This window comes from Gilliamella sp. B3817 (assembly GCF_026536705.1).
GTDB lineage: Bacteria > Pseudomonadota > Gammaproteobacteria > Enterobacterales > Orbaceae > Gilliamella > Gilliamella apicola_I.
The window spans coordinates 435,720-458,806 of record NZ_JAFNNV010000001.1; the positions used below are offsets into that span (position 1 = coordinate 435,720).

Annotated in this window: 23 protein-coding genes and 1 tRNA gene; 6 read left to right on the forward strand and 18 right to left on the reverse strand. The window is 35.5% G+C overall.

The genetic code is table 11. From position 1 onward, the window contains the following. Positions 1-339: 339 nt before the first annotated feature. From J3U36_RS01945 to rpsU, 8 genes are all read right to left on the reverse strand, one after another. Positions 340-669 carry a hypothetical protein gene (locus J3U36_RS01945; protein ID WP_065558914.1) on the reverse strand — a complete coding sequence of 110 codons (330 nt, stop codon included), beginning with the start codon at positions 667-669 and terminating at the stop codon, positions 340-342. A 124-nt stretch (positions 670-793) separates the two neighbouring features. After that, positions 794-1,543: an SDR family oxidoreductase gene (locus J3U36_RS01950; protein ID WP_267380884.1), complete on the reverse strand. Its 750-nt coding sequence runs from the start codon at positions 1,541-1,543 to the stop codon at positions 794-796. Positions 1,544-1,710: 167 nt separating this feature from the next. Next, a complete protein-coding gene (gene uspA / locus J3U36_RS01955; protein ID WP_065558916.1) occupies positions 1,711-2,187 on the reverse strand; it encodes a universal stress protein UspA in 477 nt (158 codons plus the stop codon). Between the two features lie 66 nt (positions 2,188-2,253). Next, on the reverse strand, positions 2,254-3,768 hold the full coding sequence (gene pitA, locus J3U36_RS01960; RefSeq protein ID WP_267380885.1) for an inorganic phosphate transporter PitA: 1,515 nt from the start codon (positions 3,766-3,768) through the stop codon (positions 2,254-2,256). Positions 3,769-3,836: 68 nt separating this feature from the next. Further along, on the reverse strand, positions 3,837-4,808 hold the full coding sequence (locus J3U36_RS01965; RefSeq protein ID WP_267380886.1) for a bile acid:sodium symporter family protein: 972 nt from the start codon (positions 4,806-4,808) through the stop codon (positions 3,837-3,839). Positions 4,809-4,874: 66 nt separating this feature from the next. Continuing rightward, the gene (gene rpoD / locus J3U36_RS01970) at positions 4,875-6,716 is read right to left on the reverse strand and encodes an RNA polymerase sigma factor RpoD (protein ID WP_267352364.1); all 1,842 of its coding nucleotides are present in this window, start codon (positions 6,714-6,716) and stop codon (positions 4,875-4,877) included. A gap of 84 nt (positions 6,717-6,800) precedes the next feature. Further along, positions 6,801-8,582 carry a DNA primase gene (gene dnaG, locus J3U36_RS01975; protein ID WP_267361398.1) on the reverse strand — a complete coding sequence of 594 codons (1,782 nt, stop codon included), beginning with the start codon at positions 8,580-8,582 and terminating at the stop codon, positions 6,801-6,803. A gap of 144 nt (positions 8,583-8,726) precedes the next feature. Further along, a complete protein-coding gene (gene rpsU, locus J3U36_RS01980) occupies positions 8,727-8,942 on the reverse strand; it encodes a 30S ribosomal protein S21 (RefSeq protein WP_034882800.1) in 216 nt (71 codons plus the stop codon). Positions 8,943-9,130: 188 nt separating this feature from the next. On the opposite strand from rpsU, the gene hemB reads away from it, so the two are divergent. Together hemB and J3U36_RS01990 are read left to right on the forward strand one after the other, a co-directional pair. After that, on the forward strand, positions 9,131-10,141 hold the full coding sequence (gene hemB, locus J3U36_RS01985) for a porphobilinogen synthase (protein WP_267380887.1): 1,011 nt from the start codon (positions 9,131-9,133) through the stop codon (positions 10,139-10,141). Between the two features lie 312 nt (positions 10,142-10,453). Beyond that, the gene (locus J3U36_RS01990; protein WP_267361394.1) at positions 10,454-11,224 is read left to right on the forward strand and encodes a hypothetical protein; all 771 of its coding nucleotides are present in this window, start codon (positions 10,454-10,456) and stop codon (positions 11,222-11,224) included. A 74-nt stretch (positions 11,225-11,298) separates the two neighbouring features. Here the strand turns inward: J3U36_RS01990 and nudC are convergent, their stop codons facing one another. The 6 genes from nudC to epmB form a co-directional block, all read right to left on the reverse strand. Beyond that, positions 11,299-12,105, reverse strand: coding sequence for an NAD(+) diphosphatase (gene nudC, locus J3U36_RS01995; protein WP_267380888.1), 807 nt, complete (start codon positions 12,103-12,105; stop codon positions 11,299-11,301). A gap of 63 nt (positions 12,106-12,168) precedes the next feature. After that, positions 12,169-13,797 carry a membrane protein insertase YidC gene (gene yidC / locus J3U36_RS02000; RefSeq protein ID WP_267380889.1) on the reverse strand — a complete coding sequence of 543 codons (1,629 nt, stop codon included), beginning with the start codon at positions 13,795-13,797 and terminating at the stop codon, positions 12,169-12,171. Next, positions 13,797-14,054, reverse strand: a complete 258-nt coding sequence (gene yidD, locus J3U36_RS02005) for a membrane protein insertion efficiency factor YidD (RefSeq protein WP_267380904.1) — start codon at positions 14,052-14,054, stop codon at positions 13,797-13,799. The genes yidC and yidD overlap by 1 nt, the downstream gene beginning before the upstream one ends. A 32-nt stretch (positions 14,055-14,086) precedes the next feature. Then, positions 14,087-14,443, reverse strand: coding sequence for a ribonuclease P protein component (gene rnpA / locus J3U36_RS02010; RefSeq protein ID WP_267352369.1), 357 nt, complete (start codon positions 14,441-14,443; stop codon positions 14,087-14,089). Positions 14,444-14,454: 11 nt separating this feature from the next. Next, positions 14,455-14,595: a 50S ribosomal protein L34 gene (gene rpmH, locus J3U36_RS02015; protein ID WP_039105005.1), complete on the reverse strand. Its 141-nt coding sequence runs from the start codon at positions 14,593-14,595 to the stop codon at positions 14,455-14,457. Positions 14,596-14,795: 200 nt separating this feature from the next. Continuing rightward, positions 14,796-15,821, reverse strand: a complete 1,026-nt coding sequence (gene epmB / locus J3U36_RS02020; RefSeq protein WP_267380890.1) for an EF-P beta-lysylation protein EpmB — start codon at positions 15,819-15,821, stop codon at positions 14,796-14,798. A 32-nt stretch (positions 15,822-15,853) separates the two neighbouring features. Here epmB and efp point away from each other — a divergent pair, with 32 nt between their 5' ends. After that, positions 15,854-16,420: an elongation factor P gene (efp, locus tag J3U36_RS02025; protein WP_034882790.1), complete on the forward strand. Its 567-nt coding sequence runs from the start codon at positions 15,854-15,856 to the stop codon at positions 16,418-16,420. A gap of 158 nt (positions 16,421-16,578) precedes the next feature. Here the strand turns inward: efp and trmL are convergent, their stop codons facing one another. The 4 genes from trmL to thiI form a co-directional block, all read right to left on the reverse strand. After that, entirely contained in the window at positions 16,579-17,064 is a 486-nt protein-coding gene (gene trmL / locus J3U36_RS02030; RefSeq protein ID WP_267352371.1) for a tRNA (uridine(34)/cytosine(34)/5-carboxymethylaminomethyluridine(34)-2'-O)-methyltransferase TrmL, read from the reverse strand. A gap of 12 nt (positions 17,065-17,076) precedes the next feature. Beyond that, positions 17,077-18,459 (reverse strand): envelope stress sensor histidine kinase CpxA, encoded by a 1,383-nt coding sequence (cpxA, locus tag J3U36_RS02035; RefSeq protein ID WP_416379858.1) that lies wholly within the window; start codon positions 18,457-18,459, stop codon positions 17,077-17,079. Positions 18,460-18,487: 28 nt separating this feature from the next. Continuing rightward, positions 18,488-19,207: a response regulator gene (locus J3U36_RS02040; protein WP_065558927.1), complete on the reverse strand. Its 720-nt coding sequence runs from the start codon at positions 19,205-19,207 to the stop codon at positions 18,488-18,490. A gap of 140 nt (positions 19,208-19,347) precedes the next feature. Further along, positions 19,348-20,796, reverse strand: a complete 1,449-nt coding sequence (gene thiI, locus J3U36_RS02045; protein ID WP_267380891.1) for a tRNA uracil 4-sulfurtransferase ThiI — start codon at positions 20,794-20,796, stop codon at positions 19,348-19,350. Positions 20,797-20,975: 179 nt separating this feature from the next. Here thiI and secG point away from each other — a divergent pair, with 179 nt between their 5' ends. The 3 genes from secG (at position 20,976) to J3U36_RS02060 (ending at position 22,854) form a co-directional block, all read left to right on the forward strand. Then, positions 20,976-21,323 carry a preprotein translocase subunit SecG gene (secG, locus tag J3U36_RS02050; RefSeq protein WP_267380892.1) on the forward strand — a complete coding sequence of 116 codons (348 nt, stop codon included), beginning with the start codon at positions 20,976-20,978 and terminating at the stop codon, positions 21,321-21,323. 7 nt (positions 21,324-21,330) lie between these two features. Next, positions 21,331-21,416: transfer RNA gene (locus J3U36_RS02055), tRNA-Leu, on the forward strand. A 187-nt stretch (positions 21,417-21,603) separates the two neighbouring features. Next, positions 21,604-22,854, forward strand: coding sequence for an integrase domain-containing protein (locus tag J3U36_RS02060; RefSeq protein WP_267380893.1), 1,251 nt, complete (start codon positions 21,604-21,606; stop codon positions 22,852-22,854). Positions 22,855-23,087: the final 233 nt, after the last annotated feature.

Sequence of the window (23,087 nt, forward strand, 5' to 3'; positions counted from 1 at the left end):
CTAAGTTATGTCATTGACCATCCAAAATACCATTGAGCCAAAACGTCTGATAAAAACTCATTGCAGTTAAATAAGATTTTTTTCTTATCTTGCCTGAAGTCGTTTCATTTTATAAGAAATTTTGAACCTCATATCTTCAATACAAAATAAAAACCCGCCTTTTTTGGCGGGTTTTCTTATATTTTTTAGAAAAATATCAACCCGCCCTAGATCGCATAATGGTGCCTAAGGTGATAATAATGCCTGTGATTGTCATTATTATGTTCATGATATTCCCTACTCTGTTTTTATTGCTATACAAAATAAAACAGCCCGACATTTTCATGTCGGGCTGCTATATCAAAATACTTTTTTGCTATTTTCGTATTCATTAACCACTTTGTTCAATGCTTGATATATGCTTTGTGCATCTTGTTTTTTCAATGCTTCATCAAGGATATTTAAATACGATAACATCAATTTTTGATTATCTTCGGCAAACTGGGGTGATACTTCCTGATCTTCATACAACATGACATAAGTTCGCGCAAACCCAAAAATCAAAAAATACACGGCAGCATTTTTTGGATCGTCTTGAATTAATGAGCGCATAGCTTTACGCAGTTTGACATAACTATCTGTGCCCGGCAAACTTGTCGCAAATGTTTTTGTTACTTCAGAGAAAGTCATTGCCATAAACCTTAATCAAAATTATAGGATAAAAGAATAGCAATCCATTAGCTTAAGTGCAAGTCTATTTTGTTTACTAAACTTAATTTTTTACTATTCTAAAAACAATTAATTTATTTTGTTTTTACTCTTTAAATACTGATAATCCTGCTTGAGCTTGAGCCACAGGCATAATTTCAATCGAAGTCACATTAAAATGTGGTGGTGTATTGACTAACCATGAAATGGTATTGGCAATATCGTCAGGTGTAATATAATCCACACCTTTATAAACAGCAGCGGCTTGTTCATTATTACCATGAAATCGCACATTAGAAAATTCAGTTCCGCCACATAATCCCGGTTCAATATTGGTCACTCTAATTTTTTTACCCAGTAGATCTGTTCGTAAATTGGCACTAAATTGTTTTACAAAAGCTTTAGATGCACCGTACACATTACCACCTTTATAGGCATAACTCCCCGCAACCGATCCAAGATTAATGATATAACCAAAATTACGTTCAACCATTCCCGGTAAGATTTGATGAGTTAAATGCACTAACCCAATAATATTTGTTTCAATCATGGTTTCCCAATCGTCATAATTAGCTTGATAGGCAGGTTCCATCCCTAACGCCAAGCCAGCATTATTAATGAGGATATCAATGGGTTGAAATTCTTTAGGAAGTTGTAACAATAGGGATTCTACCGCATCATTTTTGGTCACATCTAAAACCAATGGTAAAAAATTGCACCCCAGTTCGCTGGCAAGACTTTTTAATTTATCTTCTCGCCTAGCAGTTCCGATAACTTTGTAACCATCAGCAATCAACTTACGACACGTTGCTTGACCAAAACCTGAAGATGCCCCTGTCACTAATGCAATATTCATCGTAAATCTCCTTATTGATTAATTTATACCTTTGAGTATAGCCCTGAAAACGTCAACATGCCTTATCAAAAAATGGCAAAGTAGTCATGTTATACTCATCTAACTTAAGAAATAAGAATCGGAAGTATTCTTTACAGTAACGTGTAAAGAATAAAAAAACCCGCTATTTAAGCGGGTTGATCATTAACTTTTCCTTTGGCGGTTTGTTCAGCGGGTTCTTCATCTTTTAATGGAACAATCAAAGTATCAATATGCGTATTATTGATAAGTTGACGAGCGGAAGACATTAATTTACTCCAGAAATCTTGATGATGACCACATACAACAAGATCGACGTTGAATTCATGAATAGCTTCAATCAATACCTGACCAAACTCCCCATTACCTGATAATGTATGAGCAATAGGATAACCGGCATCATCAGCTAATTTATTTAAAGCAATATGGGCATCCTCGGTAATTTTATCCTTCATATCATTCATATTAATATCAACTAAACCTGTGTAAAGATCAGAATAATTAATACCAACATGAATCAATGAGACTTGAGCATTATAAGGTCTTGCCATCGATACCGCTTTTTCAACAAGCACTTCACTTTCAGGTGATAAATCCACTGCGACTAATATATGTTTATAAGCCATTGTTCTTTACTCCTTTCTTTTTTGGCGCTCAGATTAAAAGTAAAATTAATATCTTCTTTTTTACTACTAAATTAATTTTTGAGCAAGCCAAAAAAGTGATCCAGATAGCAAAATTGAAATTGGCAATGTTAAAACCCAAGTTAATGCAATATTTTTTATCGTTTTGCTTTGTACCCCACCACCATCAACAATCATGGTACCGGCAACCGATGAAGAAAGAACCTGTGTTGTTGATACAGGCATTCCTGTATAACTGGCGATACCAATTGATAATGCGGTTGTAATTTGCGCTGACACACCTTGTGCATAAGTCATCCCTTTTTTACCAATCTTTTCACCAATGGTGATTGCAACACGTCGCCAACCAATCATAGTGCCTAATGCCAGTGCTGAGGCAACAGCAATAATAATCCAAACAGGTGCATACTCAACGGTTTTGAGTAAATCATTATTTAAAGATTTTAAATATTGTTTATCTTCGGTGGAAACATTAGGTTGTTTTGCAACATGCGATACGGTATCGGATAAACAAAGTAAAATACGTCTTGCTTGTGAACGTTGATCGACCGTTAATGCTTCATAATCATTAAGTTTATTAAATAATGAATTAGCAATACCGATCGTCATAAATGAACGAGAGTAGTCGCAGTGATATTGATTAATATCGGTTGTTGGAATTGTTGAATCGATAGCTGGTTGATGACCAATTACGCTGGTTAAATCTTTTTGATGTGAAACAAAATACTCTTCAATATTGTGAATTGCATTACGCGTATTAGTGATGTCATAAGTAGATGCACTCATATTCACAATAAAGCCTGCTGGTGCAATTCCCATTAAAACTAACATTAACAAACCAATCCCTTTTTGCCCATCATTCGCACCATGTGAAAAGCTAACACCTGCTGCTGATATAATTAACATGATACGGATCCAAAAAGGAGGTTTCTTCTTACCATAGAGCTTTTCACGCTGTTCTGGCGTCATAAAAATACGTTCTCTTTTTTTACTGCTTTTTTTACTTTGACCTTTACGAGTCCAATATTTACGCAATAAAAATATCATTAAACCCGCAATGATTAACCCAACCAGAGGGGAAACAATTAATGACAGGAAAATTTGAATCATTTTAGGAATATTAAGCGCTTCAATAATTGAAGTATCCATGATAAATGCGTTAGCAAGCGCAACCCCAATAATTGAACCAATTAAGGTGTGCGAACTTGATGCAGGAATACCGACATACCATGTCCCTAAATTCCAAATAATGGCAGCAAATAAAATTGAAAAAACCATTGCCAGTCCATGCGCTGAACTAACATTGAGTAATAAATCGGTTGGTAAAAGGTGAACGATTGCGTAAGCAACACTTAACCCACCCAAAAGTACACCAAAAAAATTAAACACGCCAGCCATAAAAACAGCGAGTTGTTCTTTCAATGCTCTTGTATAAATAACAGTTGCCACAGCATTAGCTGTGTCATGAAATCCATTAATTGCTTCGTAAAAAAGAACAAAAAGCAATGCAAAGACTAATAATATAATTGTTGAAAATTCTAAATCAGCAAATAGATGAAACATAATATATCTTTCTGTAGTTAATGGCGGCTCTATTATCCTTGAGAATAAGGCAATGAGCAAAATAATTTTTATATTTTTCGCTTCGCATAACGAGCGGCTAAAAAGGCACAAATCATCAATTGAATTTGGTGAAAAATCATTAAAGGTAAAATCATTATTCCCATAATCGAGATAGGAAAAATAACACTTGCCATGGGAATACCACTAGCAAGACTCTTTTTTGACCCACAAAATACAATGGTGATTTCATCTTCTTTATTAAAGCCCAATAATCTTGCGCTATAAGTAGTGAACAATAATACAAGAATTAATAATAAAATAGAAAAAAAGATGACGCTAAATAGCGATAACACGCCAACTTGAGACCAAATTCCATTTACAACCGCATCACTAAATGCCACATAAACCACTAAAAGAATAGATAAACGATCCGTTTTAGAAATGATATTTTTATATTTGTCGACCCATTTGCCAATATAGCGTCTGGATAAATGACCAATAATAAAGGGTAACATTAATTTGAGCATAATTGAGCTAATGGCATCCATGATATTCATGGATGCAACAGCCTGTGTATGCATCAATAAACCAACTAATACAGGCGTGATAAAGACACCTAATAAAGTGGATGCTGAAGCACTACAAATGGCCGCAGCGACATTACCTTTTGCAATTGATGTAAAAGCTATAGCGGATTGAACAGTCGCAGGTAGAACGCAAAGGTAGACAAATCCTAAATAAAGATTTTCAGAGAGGAAAGTTGGCACCAACAGTTGCATCATGATGCCAAAAACAGGAAAAACCACAAAAGTCGTAATAAAAATCAGCAAATGTAATCGCCAATTTTTAATGCCAACAACGATTGCTTGAAAAGAAAGCTTTGCACCATGCATAAAAAACAGTAAACCAATGGCGAAGGTGGTCAAATGTTCGAATGCAGTTTTGGTTTCACCTTTACAAGGAAACAAGCTAGCAGTCAGCACAACGCAAATCAGAATTAATAAAAATGGATCTATCTTAAAACGTTGTAATATATTCATAATTAACAGTTTACACGTTAAAAAAATCGCCACAATTGTGGCGATATAGTTACAAATAAAAAAATACTATTCTAAAAAGCTACGTAACACGTCTGAACGGCTAGGATGACGCAATTTACGCAGTGCTTTGGCTTCAATTTGACGAATACGTTCACGTGTTACATCAAACTGTTTACCAACTTCTTCAAGCGTATGATCGGTATTCATATCAATACCAAACCGCATACGTAATACTTTTGCTTCACGTGGGGTTAATCCAGAAAGAATATCACGTGTTGCGCTACGTAAACTTTCAGATGTTGCCGCATCTAATGGTTGCTCAAGAGCCGTATCCTCGATAAAGTCCCCTAAATGTGAATCTTCATCATCACCGACTGGGGTTTCCATTGAGATTGGTTCTTTGGCAATCTTAAGTACTTTACGTATTTTGTCTTCAGGCATTTGCATGCGCTCTGACAACTCTTCTGGCGTAGGTTCACGACCGATTTCTTGTAACATTTGACGTGAAATACGATTCAATTTATTAATCGTTTCAATCATATGTACTGGAATACGGATAGTTCTTGCCTGATCCGCAATCGAACGAGTAATCGCTTGTCTGATCCACCAAGTTGCATAGGTTGAAAATTTATAACCACGACGATATTCAAACTTATCAACTGCTTTCATCAAACCAATATTACCTTCTTGGATAAGATCTAAGAACTGTAAACCACGGTTTGTATATTTTTTAGCAATAGAAATCACTAAACGTAAGTTTGCTTCAACCATTTCTTTCTTGGCACGACGAGCTTTTGCCTCACCAATAGACATACGACGATTAATATCTTTAATCTGTTCGATAGAAAGATTAGTTTCCGTTTCAATTTTTTGAAGCGATTCAATTTGTGCAGCAACTTGCTCTTCAAACTCTTTTAAATTAGCGGCAAAAGCCCCTTTTGAGCTTGATGCTTTAGTAAACCAGTTCATGTTATTTTCATTACCCGTAAAATAGGTCATAAACTGTTTTTTCGGCATTTTACTTTGTTCGACACAAATCTTCATAATGACACGTTCATGTGCTCTTACACGATCCATCATGCTTCGCATATTGTTGACTAGAATGTCGAACTGTTTACCAACTAAACGAAATTGCTTAAATATTTCAGATAAATTTTCGATCTCTTTTTGTGCTTTTTTGTGAGCTCGTCCGTATTTTTTGATCGCTTCTGATGTTTTATCGTGTTGCTCTTTTAATTCAGCAAATTTAGCACGTGCAACTTCAGGATCGATAGAGACATCATCGTCTGCCGAAGAATCGCTATCTTCATCTTCGCTTTCATCATCACTGTCATCAAGTTCGATGTCAGCTTCACTATCTTCCAAATCTTCAGGAAGTGCATCACCTGATCCTTCAGCATTAGGATCAACAAAACCAGTGATTAGGTCGGATAATCGTACCTCACCACTTTCGGTTAAATTATATTGTTCTAAAAGATATGTAATTGCTTCTGGATATTCTGATACCGACGTTTGAACTTGGTTAATCCCATCTTCAATACGTTTGGCTATATCAATTTCGCCTTCACGAGTTAGTAGTTCCACTGCCCCCATTTCACGCATATACATACGGACGGGATCGGTTGTTCTACCAATTTCTGACTCAACATTTGATAATACCAATGCCGTTGCTGCTTCAACGGCTTCTTCATCAGGGACATTGTCTGAAAGTAATAAGTCATCAGAATCTGGGGCTTCTTCAAGCACTTGAATCCCCATGTCATTAATCATTTGGATTATATCTTCAATCTGATCTGAATCAATAATCTCTTCAGGCAAGTGATCGTTGACATCAGCATAGGTTAAATATCCTAACTCCTTACCTCGAATGATTAGGAGTTTAAGCTGTGATTGAGAATTTTGCTCCATAAAGGTATCCACATTAAAGTTGTTCGGTCATGTATATTATATATGTAAAACGCGGTAAAATTTGGTTCTACATATACCCAATATTTAGTCTTTTTTCGATAAAACAAGTATAAGTGTCGCTAATTCTTTTTTCTCTGCGGTACTTAAGCCGGAGACTCTCTCTTTTGCGATCAGTTCATCTTGCCGTTGGGCGAGTATATTATCATATAACTCTTTTAACGTATGCGAAAAAATTGACTCTATTTGATTGTCTTGATAATGGTGCTCCCATATTGCTAACCGATTTAGTTGCTTATAAAACGGTTTATCAATATATTCAGTTAAGATCTGTGCAGTAGTTATATTTGGGTAATGTTGGCATAATTCAAGTAGTTCAATAAAAATTTCAATCCCCGCCATTTTCACTTGACTGATAGCTTTAATATCGGTGACTAGCTTAGCAAGATAAGGGTACTGAATTAATAAGCCGATTAAAATACGCATAGTAGTAAGTTTTACCTGAGACACAGGCGTATTAACCACCGTGTTTGTATCGTTTTTAGTGCGACTTGCACGCAATAATTGCTCAAGCTGAGACACATCAAGTAAACCCAAATATTTACCTAATTGTTGCAACAAGTTTAAACGGAATGCTTTTGCTTTTACTTGATCAATTAAAGGTAAAGCGAGTGAACTTAATTTAGATTTTCCTTCAGGCGTTTTTAAATCAACTTGTTTCAAAAGTTCATCAAATAAAAACTTAGATAAATTTGGTGCCGTTTGTAAATAGGACTCAAATCCATCTTTACCTATTTTTCGAACCAAACTATCCGGATCTTCATCTTGTGGTAAAAAAGCAAAAGTTATCTCTTTACCGTCAATTAAGCAAGGTAATAAAACATTGAGTGCTCGCCAAGCTGCACTACGCCCGGCATTATCGCCGTCGTAACAAAATAGGACTGAATCTGTTGCTCTAAATAACAGCTTGATATGCTCTTCAGATGTCGCTGTACCAAGTGCCGCAACAGCATAATCTATCCCAAATTGGGCAAGCGAGACAACATCCATATATCCTTCAACCACCATCAGTTGTTTAGGATTACGATTCACTTCTTGTGCTTCATAAAGACCATACAACTGAAACCCCTTATGAAAAATAGGCGTTTCGGGTGAATTGATATATTTCGCATTATCATTGATAATCGTTCGCCCACCAAAGGCAATCACATTACCTTGTCTGTCACGAATCGGGAACATAATTCGACCACGAAAGCGGTCATATTGGTTACCATTATCATTCGTGACTAACATACCAGCTTGATTATAAAGCTCGGCTTCTGCTTTGCTTTTAACCACGTTTTGTAAGGTTAATCGCCACTCATTTGGCGCAAAACCAATTTTATACCGATTGATAATTTCGGCATTCAATCCGCGTTGTTCAAGGTATTGATTGGCATCTGTTGATGTTGGTTGGGCTAATTGTTGCTGATAAAAATGGGTAATTTTAGCCATTAACGTATATAAATCTCGGCGAATATTTCGAGATTCAATATGTTTGGATTGGTCGATTTGCTTGTTTTCACTATCGACATAAGGGACACGAATCCCTTGCATATTGGCTAGCTCTTCAATAGCTTCTGGAAATGATAAACGTTCATATTGCATCAAGAAAGTGACGACAGAACCCGTCGCGCCACAGCCAAAGCAATAATAGATCTGTTTTTTTTCGTTAAGCGAAAAAGAAGCCGTTTTTTCATCATGAAAAGGACAACAACCAAAATAGTTATTTCCCTGTTTTTTCATTTTAACACGTTTACTGATCACATCTAGAATGCTAGATCGAGCTATCAGTTCTAAAATAAAATCGCGAGGAATTTGACCTTTCATAATGAACGTTCAACCAATATTGGCATTTTAGAAAGACAACAAGCCGTACCTTGTGTACGGCTTGTAAGAATTCTTTATATTAAAAATATAACAAATTGATTTTTATATCAATTTAAATTTTAAGTATAAATAATCGCAAAAATATTAATATAAACGAGTGCGACGAGCGTTTTCTCTTTCTAATTTCTTAGCATGACGTTTAACAGCCGCTGCTTTAGCGCGTTTACGAATTGTCGTTGGTTTTTCGTAAAATTCACGGTTACGAACTTCAGCTAAAACTCCTGCTTTTTCGCAAGAACGTTTAAAACGACGTAATGCTACATCGAAAGGTTCATTTTCACGTACTTTAATTACTGGCATGTGCCTCTCACCTCAAAATTGGTTAATATCACAAAGGACTAAAAATTAGTGCGCAATTTTACCTCTAATCAACGTATGTTGTAAAGTAAAAATTTGATTTATTCTAATACAGCAAATTAATTTGCTAAACAGCTTTTGGCATCAGATAATTACCCTAATTTTAATAAGAAAAATAAGCAGGAGCTTTTATGTCACCATTTATTACAGGTCAATATCCTAAGCGCCGACTCAGACGTAATAGGGCACAAGATTTTAGCCGACGTCTAATTGCCGAAAATAATTTAAGTGTTAATGACCTGATTTATCCGGTTTTTATTGTTGAAGGAAATCAGATTACTCAACCAGTTGCATCTATGCCAGGTGTAAACAGAATGAGCATTGATGTGTTATTGAAAGAAGCCGAACAAATTGTTCGATTAGGCATTCCGGTTTTATCTTTATTTCCTGCTATTGAACCTGAAAAAAAATCGCTTCTGGCACAAGAAGCCTACAATGAAAATGGTTTAGTCCCAAAAGCCGTACGTGCATTAAAAAAAGAATTTCCTGACCTTGGCATATTAACCGATGTAGCACTTGATCCTTATACTACTCATGGACAAGACGGTATTATTAATGAACATGGTTATGTTCTAAATGATGTTTCTGTCGAAACACTTGTTAAACAAGCCTTGATGCAAGCTCATGCTGGTGTTGATGTTATCGCACCAAGCGATATGATGGATGGACGCATTGGCGCAATTCGTGACGAACTCGAAGCCCAAGGTTTTCATAATACGCAAATAATGGCTTATTCCGCCAAATATGCATCGAGTTTTTATGGCCCTTTCCGAGATGCAGTCGGCTCAGCTAAAAATATAAAAGGTGGAAATAAAAAAACTTATCAACTTGACCCATCGAATAGCAATGAAGCCTTGCAAGAAATTTATCAAGATTTAAATGAAGGTGCTGATATGGTCATGGTAAAACCCGGCATGCCTTATCTTGATATTATTCGCCGAGTGAAAGACACCTTTGCCGTTCCGACTTTTGCCTATCAAGTATCTGGGGAATATGCGATGTTAAAAGCAGCAATTGAAAATAATTGGTTAGATGAAAAATCAGCAATTATGGAATCATTACTCTGCTTTAAACGCGCTGGTGCAGATGGCATATTAAGCTATTTCTCTAAACAAGTTGCCGAATGGTTAAATAACACTTAACAAAATTAATTTTAACCATTTATAAAATTGACATGCATAGATTTGCATGTCGATTTTTACCCGCCTCTTTATTTAAGATTTTGGTGAACATAAAATTAGTTAACCTATTATAAAATATCTATATTTTCAAATCATCTTAATTGTTAATCGTCCATTAATTTAGTTTTCTTAAAATTTCAATATCGCGAAAAAATTTCTTAAAAAAACTTCAAAATTTACAAATCAGAATAATGTAAAAAAGTGTTAGCTCACCTACTTGTTAAGCTAAATATCTGATAATATTTGTGATAGCAAGTGATTAGGGAGTAATAAATGATTTATGAATTAGTTCCATCTGAATTACACAATGATCTTAATAATTTTCTTCATAACTTAAGAAGAATAACTCTGCAACGTTTTGAAGCATGTCCATTTTGCGGTAAAAGCGATTTTTATTTGATTCGGACAAACCCGACCAACACTTATCGTTGTAAAGCATGCAATAAGTATTCTACCGCGGCGACGAATACTCCTTTCAATCGTTTGACACCATTTAATTGGTTAGAAATAATATTCACTTACCGTATAAAAAATAAAAGCTATCAATATATTGCCAAAAAATTAGCATGTTCACTTGAAAAAGTTATACGACGCGATCATGCAATCATTCAATATTTAAAAATAAATTATACTTGTTTATACAGGTGGTATACCGATAATAAACAAGCCAAAATCACCACAACCTTAGAAGAACAACATCAAGTCATGAACTCCAAAATAATGGCATTACTCAATGAAAAAACGCCTACTTGTCTCCATTGTGGATCATCAGAAACAACCAAAGTCGGAACACGAACATGCTATCGATGTAAACGTTGCCGACAAAGTTTTAATATTTTAGGTGATACCCAATTAAATAAATTACCTAGAGCGGACTTATGGTTACAATTTATCGATTTACTGGTGTCAGGTGAAAATAATTTACAAATCGAAAAAAAGATGAATTTTAGCAGTAACACTGTCAGACGTTGGCGTTCTGCATGGTGTGACATGATGAAAAACTGGGATTGTAATGCATTAGCGGTATGGTGTAGCCGTCACTAAAATATGAATATTTTTAAGAAAACAAAATGAAAACGTTTAAACTTAAAAATATTCATTAAACCGATAAAACACCTTTAATCTTCACCAAATTTATCATAATCACGACATAGCGCAATCGTATCTTCGATTAACCGTCTTGCTATTGTGCCATATTCTGGGATTTTAGGCAGATTGGAATAATGATACCAACCAGCATCAACTAATTCGTTTTTATCTATTTGTATCTCTCCGCCGTCATAATCAGCTAAATACGCCATCATTAGCGAATTAGGGAATGGCCACGGTTGTGATGCCACATAACGGATATTTTTTATTTGTATCTTGGATTCTTCGAAAACTTCCCGCTTAACGGCCATTTCCATTGTTTCACCAATTTCAGTAAATCCCGCCAAGACAGTATATAAATCATCCTGATTATGACGAACATGCTTTGCAAGTAAAATTTTATTTTTGTCTCGAATAGCAACAATGATAGAAGGTGAGATTTGTGGATAATAACGCTCTTTACAGTTATCACACATACAACACCATTCCGTCTTACTGATATACATCTTGCTTCCACAATAGCCACAATACTTGTGAGAACGATAAAATTCAGATAATTGAACTGCTCGCCCTGCCATATGGAATAATGATTGATCGGCTTCATAGGTAAGCAAAGATCGAATAGAACTCATAGAGTTTTTCATTTGCTTGCAAATAAGCCAAGCCATTTGTCCATTCCATTCACCGATTGGTTGTGCAAGCTCTTGAGTAAAACCCAGTTCGTTTGCTTGTCCAAACGGCACTTTACCATTCGGTAACCATAGACGCCCATTTTGACTAACAAACCAATATCCCTTTTCATCTCCGGTTAAATGTAATTGTTGCTGTATATTCATAATCAATTAATACTCAAAAACAGATACGAAAAAGGAGGATTTTACTCCTCCTTCAAATTCTCATTATTTCTTTTTCTTTTCGTGAAGACCTTTTTTCTCTAATTCCCAATAGATAATACGTTGCTGCGCAATCGTAAATAAATTACTGACAATATAGTATAAAACTAAGCCAGATGGGAACCATAAGAAGAATACCGTAAAGATTAATGGCATATAGGTCATCAATTTTTGTTGTAATGGGTCTGTGACAGGTGTTGGTGACATCTTCTGAATTAAGAACATTGTCCCACCCATTAATAACGGTAAAATATAATATGGATCTTGTGCTGATAAGTCATGAATCCAAAGGGCAAATGGCGCATGACGGAGTTCGACACTATTACCTAACATATAGAATAATGACAAGAAAATTGGCATTTGAATCAACAGTGGTAAACACCCCCCTAACGGATTCACTTTTTCTTGCTTATAAAGCGCCATGGTTTCCATGCCCATTTTTTGTCGGTCATCACCATAACGCTCTTTTAACGCTTGTAAACGAGGTTGTAATAACTTCATTCTAGCCATTGAGCGATATTGCGCACGTGTTAATGGGAATAAAATACCACGAACGATAAACGTGATAGCAATGATTGCAATTCCCCAATTACCAACAAAACTTTGGATAAATTTCAATAAATAAAATAGAGGTTGAGATAAGAACCATAACCAACCATAATCCACAATTAAATCAAGATGTTTTGCTGTTTGCTTTAATTCGCTTTGAATTTCAGGCCCTAACCACAATTTTGCACTAATCGTTTGCGTACTGCCTGCTTGCACTGTCGTGGATTCACCTTTAAAACCAATGGTCGCTTGCGAATTCTTCGCTGCAGCTCGAGAATAGAATAAATTCTTCTGATCCTGTGTTGGAACCCAAGCCGATGCAAAATAGTGTTGCAACATCGCAACCCAGCCTGTTGTTGTTTCGATAGATAACGCTTTATTTTTAATATCATCAAAACTGTATTTGCTATAATTTGTATCAGCGCTAGAGTAAGCCGTACCACGGAAAGCACTTAGCCCTAATCCACCACCACCTTCAGTCACGGCATCATGAGGTAACTCAATAGTCTGTTTTAACTGCCCATACATCGCAACTTCAACAGACGTTGAACTTTGGTTATCAATTGCGTACTCAACATCAATTGCATAACTACCACGATGTAACACATAATATTTAGTGTATTTCACGCCATTGATTTGATAACTGAGCGGTACGCGCAGTTCATCTTGCCCGTCAGCTAACGTATATTCGGTCTGCGCTGTTTGATAAACAGGACGTTGAGAGTTTTGCGTCGCATTATCAGGGCCATCTTTACCGGTTAAACCACTTTCGGCAATATAAACATAATCAGGACGTGAGGTTAACAATTGAAAAGGTGTACCTGAATGGAGAGTCTGCTCATATTTTAATAATTGAGCCGCTTGCACATCACCGCCATAAGTATTAATGGTAAGTGAAAGAACATCAGATTTGACAATAATGCTCTTACCAAGCAGTGAAGCATCATTCGAATCATTATCACTAACATGTTGTGTCATTTGATTGGTAATAGGTGGTTTAGGGGCATGATCCTCTTCCCAAGCCTTCCAAATAAAAAACGATACAAAAAGTAAAGCAATAACTAAAATATTACGTTGAGATCCCATTAGTGTTTTTCTCTATTGTTTTTAATATTAGGAGGAACAAGATCTTCTCCTCCCTCATGTAAAGGGTGACATTTTAATACACGTTTCACTGTTAGCCAACCTCCTTTTAATAATCCAAAGCGTCTTAGCGCAATTATTGCATACTGAGAACACGTTGGGGTAAAGCGACATTTTGGACCAAATAAAGGGCTAATGACTTTTTGATAAACACGAATTATTAAAACAAAAATATTTATTATCAATAATTTACAAGCCATTACATGCTGTTTGATAATCAATAAAATTTTGTTCACATCTGGTGTTTGCCGACAATTTTTTGGCATAGTTTATCTAATGTAGCGAAAAGTTGTTGATTATCTAATTCTATAACAGGTTGCTTCGCCATTAAAATAAAATCAATGTTAGGTAATTGATGTTGATGATGACGGAAATACTCTTTAGCAAGTCGTTTGATCCGATTACGCTCATGTGCTCGCTTAACCTGCTTTTTAGCTATAGCAAATCCCAAACGTGGATGCGATAACTGGTTTTTACGAGTAATTAGCGTAAGGAAAGGCGATCCCGCTCGTGTGGATTCTTGAAAAACATAATTGAAATCAAAGGGAGTTAACAAGCGCAACTCCCGAGGAAAAGTGAGTTTAGTCACTCAACTTTAAATTAGCTAGAAACAGTTAAACGAGCACGGCCTTTAGCACGACGGCGAGCAAGAACTTGACGACCGTTTTTAGTAGCCATACGTGCACGGAAACCGTGAGTTCTGTTGCGTTTTAATACTGATGGTTGAAATGTGCGTTTCATGACGATTTATATCCAAATCTAATTTATCAACAAGTTGTAGAGTAAAAACTCCACAGCATTAATTAAAGAGGTCGGAATTATAGAGGCTATTTTATTTTTCGTCAATGAGATTTTAAAAGATAAATGATATAAAAATAACCTAAAATAGTCATCACTGCCGTAAGTATCAGATATCATGTCACCCTTTAATTTCGAATAAATTAATCATTAAAAGTTAGGACTCGCTTACTTTTTTCACCGCCGACTTCACGTGCTAATTTAGGAACTAAATAACCCGATACCTGTTCAGATAACTGCTTCATTAATTGTTTAGCGTGCTTGTCTTCTACTAAAAAATGAGCGGCACCTTGTACTTTATCTAATAAATGTATGTAATAAGGCAAAATACCATTATCAAACAGCTTATTACTCAATTGTGCTAACGTCGTCACATTATCATTAATATTTTTCAATAACACACTTTGATTAAGAACGGTCACATTATGTTGCTTTAATTGATTAACCGCTTGTGACACATCATCATCAATTTCATTAGGGTGATTAATATGCGTGACAACAACAATTTGTAAACGACTTTTAGCAAAAAGTCGACAAAGTGTAGCGGTAATACGAGAAGGAATCACTACCGCTAAACGGGTATGAATGCGTAGCCGCTTAACATGCTTAATTTTTTCTAATTCACTGATTAAATAATCCAACTCATGATCTTTAGCCATTAATGGATCACCACCAGATAATATGATTTCATCAAGTTCTGGATGATTCGCAATATAATCTAATGCAACAGTAAGATTTTTTTTATTACCCTGATTTTCATGATACGGAAAATGTCGCCTAAAACAGTAACGACAATTAATTGCACACGCCGTTTTAGTCATCAACAAGGCTCGATTGTGATATTTATGCAATAATCCCGGAATGGCGTTATCTTGTTCTAGCAACGGATCGGCACTAAAACCACTAACTTCAATCATTTCATTATCATTACAAAGCACTTGTAACAATAGCGGATCCGTATAGTCACCCTTCTTCATTCGATGAATAAAAGCCATAGGAACTCGAAGCGGAAACTGTTTTTTCGCTTGTTTCATTGATATAGAAATCGTATCTGGATCCAAATCTAAATAACAATAAAGTTGCTTGATATCGGTCACAACATTAGCAAGATCAAAAATCCAGTCATCTTTATTTGGTAGTTCAACTTTTTGCTGTATAATATGGCTCATTTTTGTAATTCAGAATGATAGTTGGAGCTTTTATGGCATCTTATAGTACTAATGAGTTTAAAGCCGGTCTTAAAATAATGCAAGATGGTGAGCCGTGCGTAATTGTTGAAAACGAATTTTATAAACCCGGAAAAGGGCAAGCAATTAACCGCGTTAAAATTAAAAAATTACTTTCTGGTAAAACCGTTGATAAAACGTTCAAATCAGGTGAATCAGTTGAAGCTGCCGATGTTGTCGATATGAATCTAACTTATTTATATACCGACGGTGAATTTTGGCACTTCATGAATAACGACACATTTGAACAATTATCTGCTGATGCGAAAGCGGTTGGAGACAACGCTAAATGGTTAGTTGATCAAGCAGAATGTATCTTAACATTATGGAACGGACAACCTATCGCCGTTACCCCACCTAACTTTGTTGAACTTGAAGTTATCGAAACAGATCCAGGTTTAAAAGGTGATACAGCAGGAACTGGCGGTAAACCGGCAACATTATCAACTGGTGCTGTTGTCCGTGTACCACTGTTTGTACAAATTGGTGAAGTACTTAAAGTTGATACACGTTCAGGCGAATACGTTTCACGTGTTAAATAAAATCGGTTAAGTATCTTAACGATTGAAAGAATATAGCGAGGCTTAAATAGTCTAGCTATATTCCAAACAACGCTCACAAAGTTACTTGTCAACATTGATAAAATAACTAAACTCTTTTTTATCCTTCATTTCCAGTTTTTCAAACAACGACTAAATAGTTATTTAGCACCGATATAACCTAATTGTCGCCATGATTCATAAACTACCACCGCAACGGAGTTAGATAAATTCATGCTACGGCTATTGGCTAACATAGGAATGCGAATTTTATGATCTTGTGGAAGCACATCAAGTATAGAAGCTGGTAATCCCCGTGTTTCTGGGCCAAACATCAAAAAGTCATTGTGTTTATAACTGACTTCACTATGTGACTTTTGCCCTTTTGTGGTTAATGCATAAACTTGGGTGGCTAAATCAAGTTGGTTTGATTCTAAAAAATGATGAATATTTTTATAACGTTTTACATCGACAAACTCTTGATAATCCAATCCTGCACGCCTAAGTTTTTTATCATCCCAAAAGAATCCCATTGGTTCAATAATATGTAAATTAAAGCCCGTATTTGCACAAAGACGGATAATATTACCAGTATTAGCAGGAATTTCGGGTTCGAACAAAACAATATTTAATGGCGCTTTAGACACAACAATTCTCTTCTATTTTTTATTTTGGATAGGCAATACTATCACAACTCTTAGTCCCCCTAACGGACTTTTCTCTGCTTTAACAGTTCCGTGGTCTCGTGTAATCGCATTAGAAACAATAGCTAAACCTAAACCTGTCCCACCTGATTCACGATCTCGTGCTTCGCTGGTACGATAAAAGGGTCTAAAGATCTGTTCTAATTCATTATCTGCCACCCCTAACCCATCATCGTCAATAGTAATAGTTAGGTGTTTATGATGAGCGACAAAATCCACCACAATTTTATGATTTGAATAACGAAAAGCATTGCGTATTACATTTTCAAGCGCACTACATAACGCCGCAGGATAACACAAAATAGTCTGATTGCTGGGTGGATTCATAATTAAGAAATCTTTTCCAATTTGTTCTGCTTCAAATGTGGCATTATCAAGCACTTGCTTAAATAACACATTAATACTATTTAATTCCCGAATCTCATTATTATCATATTGATGTCTGGCTAATGATAATAAATCTCCAATCATGGCATCGAGTTTTAAGGCTTCATTATTAATACGAGTGACTTCTGTGCCTTCGCCTTGCTTACGACGCAATAATGATGCGGCAAGCTGTAAACGTGTTAATGGTGTTCGTAATTCATGAGAGATATCGGAAAACAAACGTTGCTGAGATTCTTGCATTCGTTTCAGTTCCCGTAACATATGGTTAAAACTTGCACCTGTTGCTTTATACTCAGAAGAACCAATTGTTTCGAGATCTGGCCACTCTTGTAAATTACCTTTAGCAACCTGATCAGCTGCACTTTTTAAACGTCTTGCTGGTTTTGCGATACTCCAAGATAACCAAAGTAAAAATGGCGAGCTAATTAACATCGTTAATGCTAACAACAAAAAGGGATGATCGAAGATAAGGCTAACAAACTGCGATTGAATATCCGATGCTGGTTGTAAAACATACAATTTATATTGCTCTTTAGCGTAATTAACCAGAAATGGGCCGATGATTTCTTGCGAACCATAAATCTTTTTAGCAGGATCATCAACATTATGAGATTTTTCACTAAAGTTTTTTACTAAATCTATGTTTTTAGTATCTGCGGTTATGATTTGCTCATTGGGTGTTAAGATAAATAAGAATTGTTCGGATTTTTGATGATTATCCATAACAACAATAAAACGCATCCACCAACGAAAACTATTTTTAGGAACATTGATTAGCTCTTTTTCGAGCTGATTAGCGAGTATATTGCCAGTTTCTTTTTCTTTATTCGCCAAATAAGTTAAATTTCGGGAATCCAGAGTCGGCAAAACGATAATCAGCATCAAAAAAAAAGCTATTGTCAGTAAGAATATAGTGAATATTCGGATAGTCAGACGATCAAAAATCCACATATCTTCTTACCTTTTTAATAAACAACATCTAACTTTGTAACAGATCATCATTCTGATCTACGACAAATAGATAGCCCTTAGATCGCAATGTTTTAATCCACGGTAAGCCATCACTACGGGGTGGAAGCTTCTTACGTAAATTAGAAACATGAACATCAATTGAACGCGCAAGAGGAATAAACTCTTTACCAAGCACTGTTTCACTCAAGGTATCACGAGAAATTATTTTTCCTGCATTTTCAAGAAGTTTTAATAATATTTGAAATTCGGTGCCTGTTAATTCAATATATTTGTCATCAAAAGAAACAGATTGTTGCTTTCGATTAACGGTTAATTTATCAATCGTATATTGAAGAGACTTCTCACCAAAGCCACCAACTAAATTATCCCAACGTTTACGACGTAATAGTGCGTTAATCCGCGCAACTAACTCCCTATCATTAAATGGTTTCAAGATATAATCATCTGCACCAAGTTCAAGTCCAATAATTTTGTCAAACTCGTTGTCTTTAGCTGTTAAAAAAATAACTGGAACCGTGTATTTATTTCTAAGTTGAGATAAAACACTTAATCCATTCATTTCAGGCATCATAATATCAAGTAATATAAGATCAATGGTATTATCAAACTTATCTAAAGCCTGTACTCCATTATTAGCTGTTACAACTTCAAATCCTTCTAATTCTAATAATTCACACAACAACGAGGCTATCTCTGGATCATCATCAACTACAAGTAATTTGTTCATTACAACCCTCTTAATCCTATTGATTCATAATATTTATATTTTAATTAAAATTAATCCTATTATTGATATAGCTTTTATTTTTTCCTTACCGTTATTATATATGCAAAAAGTGCTAACAATATACAAAATTCTTAGCAATTTTATTCTTTAAATATTTTAACGTTACAAAAACCCTGTTCAATAAGGTATAAAGCCTGTAATTTACTCATTACACCTCGTGCACAATAAAGTAAATATTGCTTAGATTGATCTAAATCGCCGAATTGAGTGGCCAACTTATAAAATGGAATAAGCTTAACTTCAACATCGCTTAATTCAAGAGGCTGATCTTCTTGTTCATCTGGGGAACGAATATCAATAACCACATGTTCATCATTTAGTTTACTAACAGTTTCTACTTGCGTGATAGTTGTATCGGCTTGTTTAGCAATTTCGCGGATATCGATATTTTCAGCTTCGTCAACCGCCTTATCTAAAATAGAAAAATCAAAATTCAACTCTTCGGCTTCAATTTTTTCTTTTACTGCCTTCACGGTTGGACTTTTCGAAATCACACCACAAAATTCTGGCATCGTTTTAGCAATATCTTCCGTTCCAATCTGACGAGCAAGATTAATAATAGTTTCTTTATCATGCGTAATAAGAGGACGTAACACTAAAGTATCACTGACATTATCGATTAAGCGTAAATTGGTTAAAGTTTGACTTGAGACTTGCCCTAAAGCCTCACCAGTCACTAACGCTTCGACCTTATAGCGCTGAGCAATTTTTGAGGCAGCTCGAATCATCATTCGTTTAAGAATAACGCCCATTTGACCGTCATCTACCTTTTCAAGAATCTCACCTACCACGTCGGCAAAATCGATAGCAATAAAACGGACTTTATGCGAACTCCCAAAACGCTCCCATAAATAATGCGCCATCTGTTTAACACCAATTTCATGTGTCTTACCGCCAAGATTAAAAAAGCAATAATGAACACGACAGCCACGTCTAATGAGCATATAGCTTGACACACCAGAATCAAAACCGCCTGAAATTAACGAAATCACATCTTCTTGTGTGCCTGTTGGAAACCCACCAATACCATCATATCGACATTTAACAAGCAACAACTTATCTTTATCAATTTCTAAATTAACGGTAATGTCAGGGCGAGTTAATTTCACTCTAGATGAAGCAACATATTGATTAAGCCCCCCACCGACATAACGCTCAACATCAATCGAGGTAAAATCATGTTTTCCTCGACGTTTAACCCTTACACAAAATGATTTGTTTTCGATTAACGGCGCATAGTAATTCAATGCTTTTTCGAATATGTCATGAATATCCACATAAGGCATCTCATCGACCGCTAAAATATGATGAATACCGGGAATCCGGATTAATAAATCAAGAATTTGCGCTTCACTGTTGGCAACTTTTGGACGGACTTCAATAAAATCCCAATGACGAATAACCGCAACGTCTTCGATATGACGTTTCAAAATGTTACGAATATTACTGGTCAATATTTTTATAAAACGTAAACGAACAGATTCACTTTTAATGGTAATTTCAGGAAACAGCTTAACAATAAATTTCATAAAACAACGATACTATAATAAAAATGGCGACATTATACTGATTTTTACCCCGGAAACATACAATTGATTACGATAAATACAGAAAATAAGAAAATATACTTGCTTGTTTGTCACACTTTCGCTAATATTTCGCATCTATAAATTTTTGTTGTATAACACTTAAAAAGTGACAGGTTAAAATGTACGGAATTTTAATAGCAGGTTATTTGGTTATTGCTTTGGCAATAATTGTACTAGTATTAATACAGCGTGGTAAAGGTGCTGAAATGGGCTCTTCATTTGGGGCAGGTGCATCTGCAACCTTATTTGGTTCATCAGGCAGTGGTAACTTTTTAACACGTACAACTACCGTTTTAGGTGTGCTATTCTTTGCATCAAGCATTGTGTTATCTAACATGGTCGGTACCAGTAAATTCAGTCACATTGATGTGAATGATAGTACGCCTGTGACAACACAACAAAATACAAGCGAACAAGCAACACAACAAACAACAAATGATAATCCGACATCGGATATTCCAAATTAATTACGGCGCCGTGGTGGTGAAATTGGTAGACACGCTATCTTGAGGGGGTAGTGCTCTAAGGGCATGCGGGTTCAAGTCCCGCCCACGGCACCAAATCAATAATCAGTAACATTCTTTAAAATCCTTTAAACCACATCCAAGCCAGTATAAATAAGGCTTAAAGCCTGTTTTACTATTTCGTAAGTATCAGTAAGACACATTTACAACCAAAATTTTTAGGACTATAATAAGGACTATGCAAACATATTAAAATAATTTCATAGTCCCATAAGAGAAAAGTATGCCTAAAAAAGTAACCCCAATAACGGACACACAAATAAAGAATGCCAAAGCACAAAGTAAGGATTATCCTATTTATGATGGAAATGGTTTACTTTTACTTATTAAGTCAACAGGGGTAAAAATATGGCAATTCCGATATTATCGTCCTATAACGAATAATAGGACTACTGTAAGTTTCGGAAGTTATCCAGAAGTTTCGCTACAGCAGGCACGAAAACAACGAGATGAAGCACGCGAATTAATTAAACAAGGGATAGATCCACAACATCACAAAGCGGAACAAGAACAACGCAAGCAAGAATCTTGTAATAATACCTTTTACACTATGGCTGAGAAATGGTTCAAATTCAAATCTGAACAAGGTTTAGAAGAAAAAACACTCAAAAAGGCTTGGCGTTCATTAGAAAATCATGTTTTCCCTTATATAAAAGATATTCCAATAAACCAAGTAACCGCCATTAAGACTATCAATGCGTTACAACCATTACATAACAATAATAAATACGAGACAGTAAAAAGAATTTGCGGGCGTATCAATGAAATAATGTATTACGCTGTCAATATGGGAATTATCGATAATAATCCCGTTGCTAAAATTACCAACGTATTTAATAGCCCGAAAGCAAAAAATCACCCAACCATTCCCACTGCTGAGTTACCGCAGTTCATGCAAGCTTTATCAATGGCTAATATTAATTTGCAAACAAGGTGCGTAATTGAATGGCAATTATTAACATTAACACGACCAAGTGAAGCCGTATCGGCTAGGTGGGATGAAATCGATCTTGATAAAAAATTATGGAGTATTCCAGCCGAGCAAATGAAAATGGATCGACCACACAACATACCTTTATCACCGCAGGCAATAAAAATACTAGAGATAATGAAATCTATCAAACCTAACAGCGAGTTTGTTTTTCCAACAGCAAGACCACCTTATAACAGACCAATGAATAGCCAAACCCCTAACACGGCAATAAAACGCATGGGGTTCAAAGATAAGTTAGTAGCACATGGATTAAGATCTCTAGCTAGTACCACTTTAAACGAGCAGGGCTTTGATGATGATGTCGTTGAAAGTGCATTATCGCATTTAGATAAAAACGCAGTACGGCGAGCCTACAACAGAGCAGAATACATACCTCAAAAGCGAGTTATGCTTGATTGGTGGGGCAATTTTGTCGAAAAGTCCAGCCAAGCGAACGTTTCACTTTCAGGCTACCGTAATTTAAGCGTAATCAATATGTAATAACCAAACTATACCCCTATTTTGGGGTATATATCACATCCAACGATACTATTGTTATAAATAATTCAATAAAACTATACATACTATACATAAATCAAATTATATCAATATATTATATTTATTTTTCGGTCTTCATTAGTATTCATTGGTCTTAACTTCTTTAAATTGCTTTCTGATGCTCAATAATAAAAATTTGTGATTGCCTGTAACTCCAAAAAAAATATTTCATTTCG

Bases quoted from the DNA above. Each gene is read 5' to 3' on its own strand.
- J3U36_RS01945 (WP_065558914.1), bottom strand. From the start codon at position 669: ATGACTTTCTCTGAAGTAACAAAAACATTTGCGACAAGTTTGCCGGGC.
- J3U36_RS01950 (WP_267380884.1), bottom strand. From the start codon at position 1,543: ATGAATATTGCATTAGTGACAGGGGCATCTTCAGGTTTTGGTCAAGCA.
- uspA (WP_065558916.1), bottom strand. From the start codon at position 2,187: ATGGCTTATAAACATATATTAGTCGCAGTGGATTTATCACCTGAAAGT.
- pitA (WP_267380885.1), bottom strand. From the start codon at position 3,768: ATGTTTCATCTATTTGCTGATTTAGAATTTTCAACAATTATATTATTA.
- J3U36_RS01965 (WP_267380886.1), bottom strand. From the start codon at position 4,808: ATGAATATATTACAACGTTTTAAGATAGATCCATTTTTATTAATTCTG.
- rpoD (WP_267352364.1), bottom strand. From the start codon at position 6,716: ATGGAGCAAAATTCTCAATCACAGCTTAAACTCCTAATCATTCGAGGT.
- dnaG (WP_267361398.1), bottom strand. From the start codon at position 8,582: ATGAAAGGTCAAATTCCTCGCGATTTTATTTTAGAACTGATAGCTCGA.
- rpsU (WP_034882800.1), bottom strand. From the start codon at position 8,942: ATGCCAGTAATTAAAGTACGTGAAAATGAACCTTTCGATGTAGCATTA.
- hemB (WP_267380887.1), top strand. From the start codon at position 9,131: ATGTCACCATTTATTACAGGTCAATATCCTAAGCGCCGACTCAGACGT.
- J3U36_RS01990 (WP_267361394.1), top strand. From the start codon at position 10,454: ATGATTTATGAATTAGTTCCATCTGAATTACACAATGATCTTAATAAT.
- nudC (WP_267380888.1), bottom strand. From the start codon at position 12,105: ATGAATATACAGCAACAATTACATTTAACCGGAGATGAAAAGGGATAT.
- yidC (WP_267380889.1), bottom strand. From the start codon at position 13,797: ATGGGATCTCAACGTAATATTTTAGTTATTGCTTTACTTTTTGTATCG.
- yidD (WP_267380904.1), bottom strand. From the start codon at position 14,054: ATGGCTTGTAAATTATTGATAATAAATATTTTTGTTTTAATAATTCGT.
- rpmH (WP_039105005.1), bottom strand. From the start codon at position 14,595: ATGAAACGCACATTTCAACCATCAGTATTAAAACGCAACAGAACTCAC.
- epmB (WP_267380890.1), bottom strand. From the start codon at position 15,821: ATGAGCCATATTATACAGCAAAAAGTTGAACTACCAAATAAAGATGAC.
- efp (WP_034882790.1), top strand. From the start codon at position 15,854: ATGGCATCTTATAGTACTAATGAGTTTAAAGCCGGTCTTAAAATAATG.
- cpxA (WP_416379858.1), bottom strand. From the start codon at position 18,459: ATGTGGATTTTTGATCGTCTGACTATCCGAATATTCACTATATTCTTA.
- J3U36_RS02040 (WP_065558927.1), bottom strand. From the start codon at position 19,207: ATGAACAAATTACTTGTAGTTGATGATGATCCAGAGATAGCCTCGTTG.
- thiI (WP_267380891.1), bottom strand. From the start codon at position 20,796: ATGAAATTTATTGTTAAGCTGTTTCCTGAAATTACCATTAAAAGTGAA.
- secG (WP_267380892.1), top strand. From the start codon at position 20,976: ATGTACGGAATTTTAATAGCAGGTTATTTGGTTATTGCTTTGGCAATA.
- J3U36_RS02060 (WP_267380893.1), top strand. From the start codon at position 21,604: ATGCCTAAAAAAGTAACCCCAATAACGGACACACAAATAAAGAATGCC.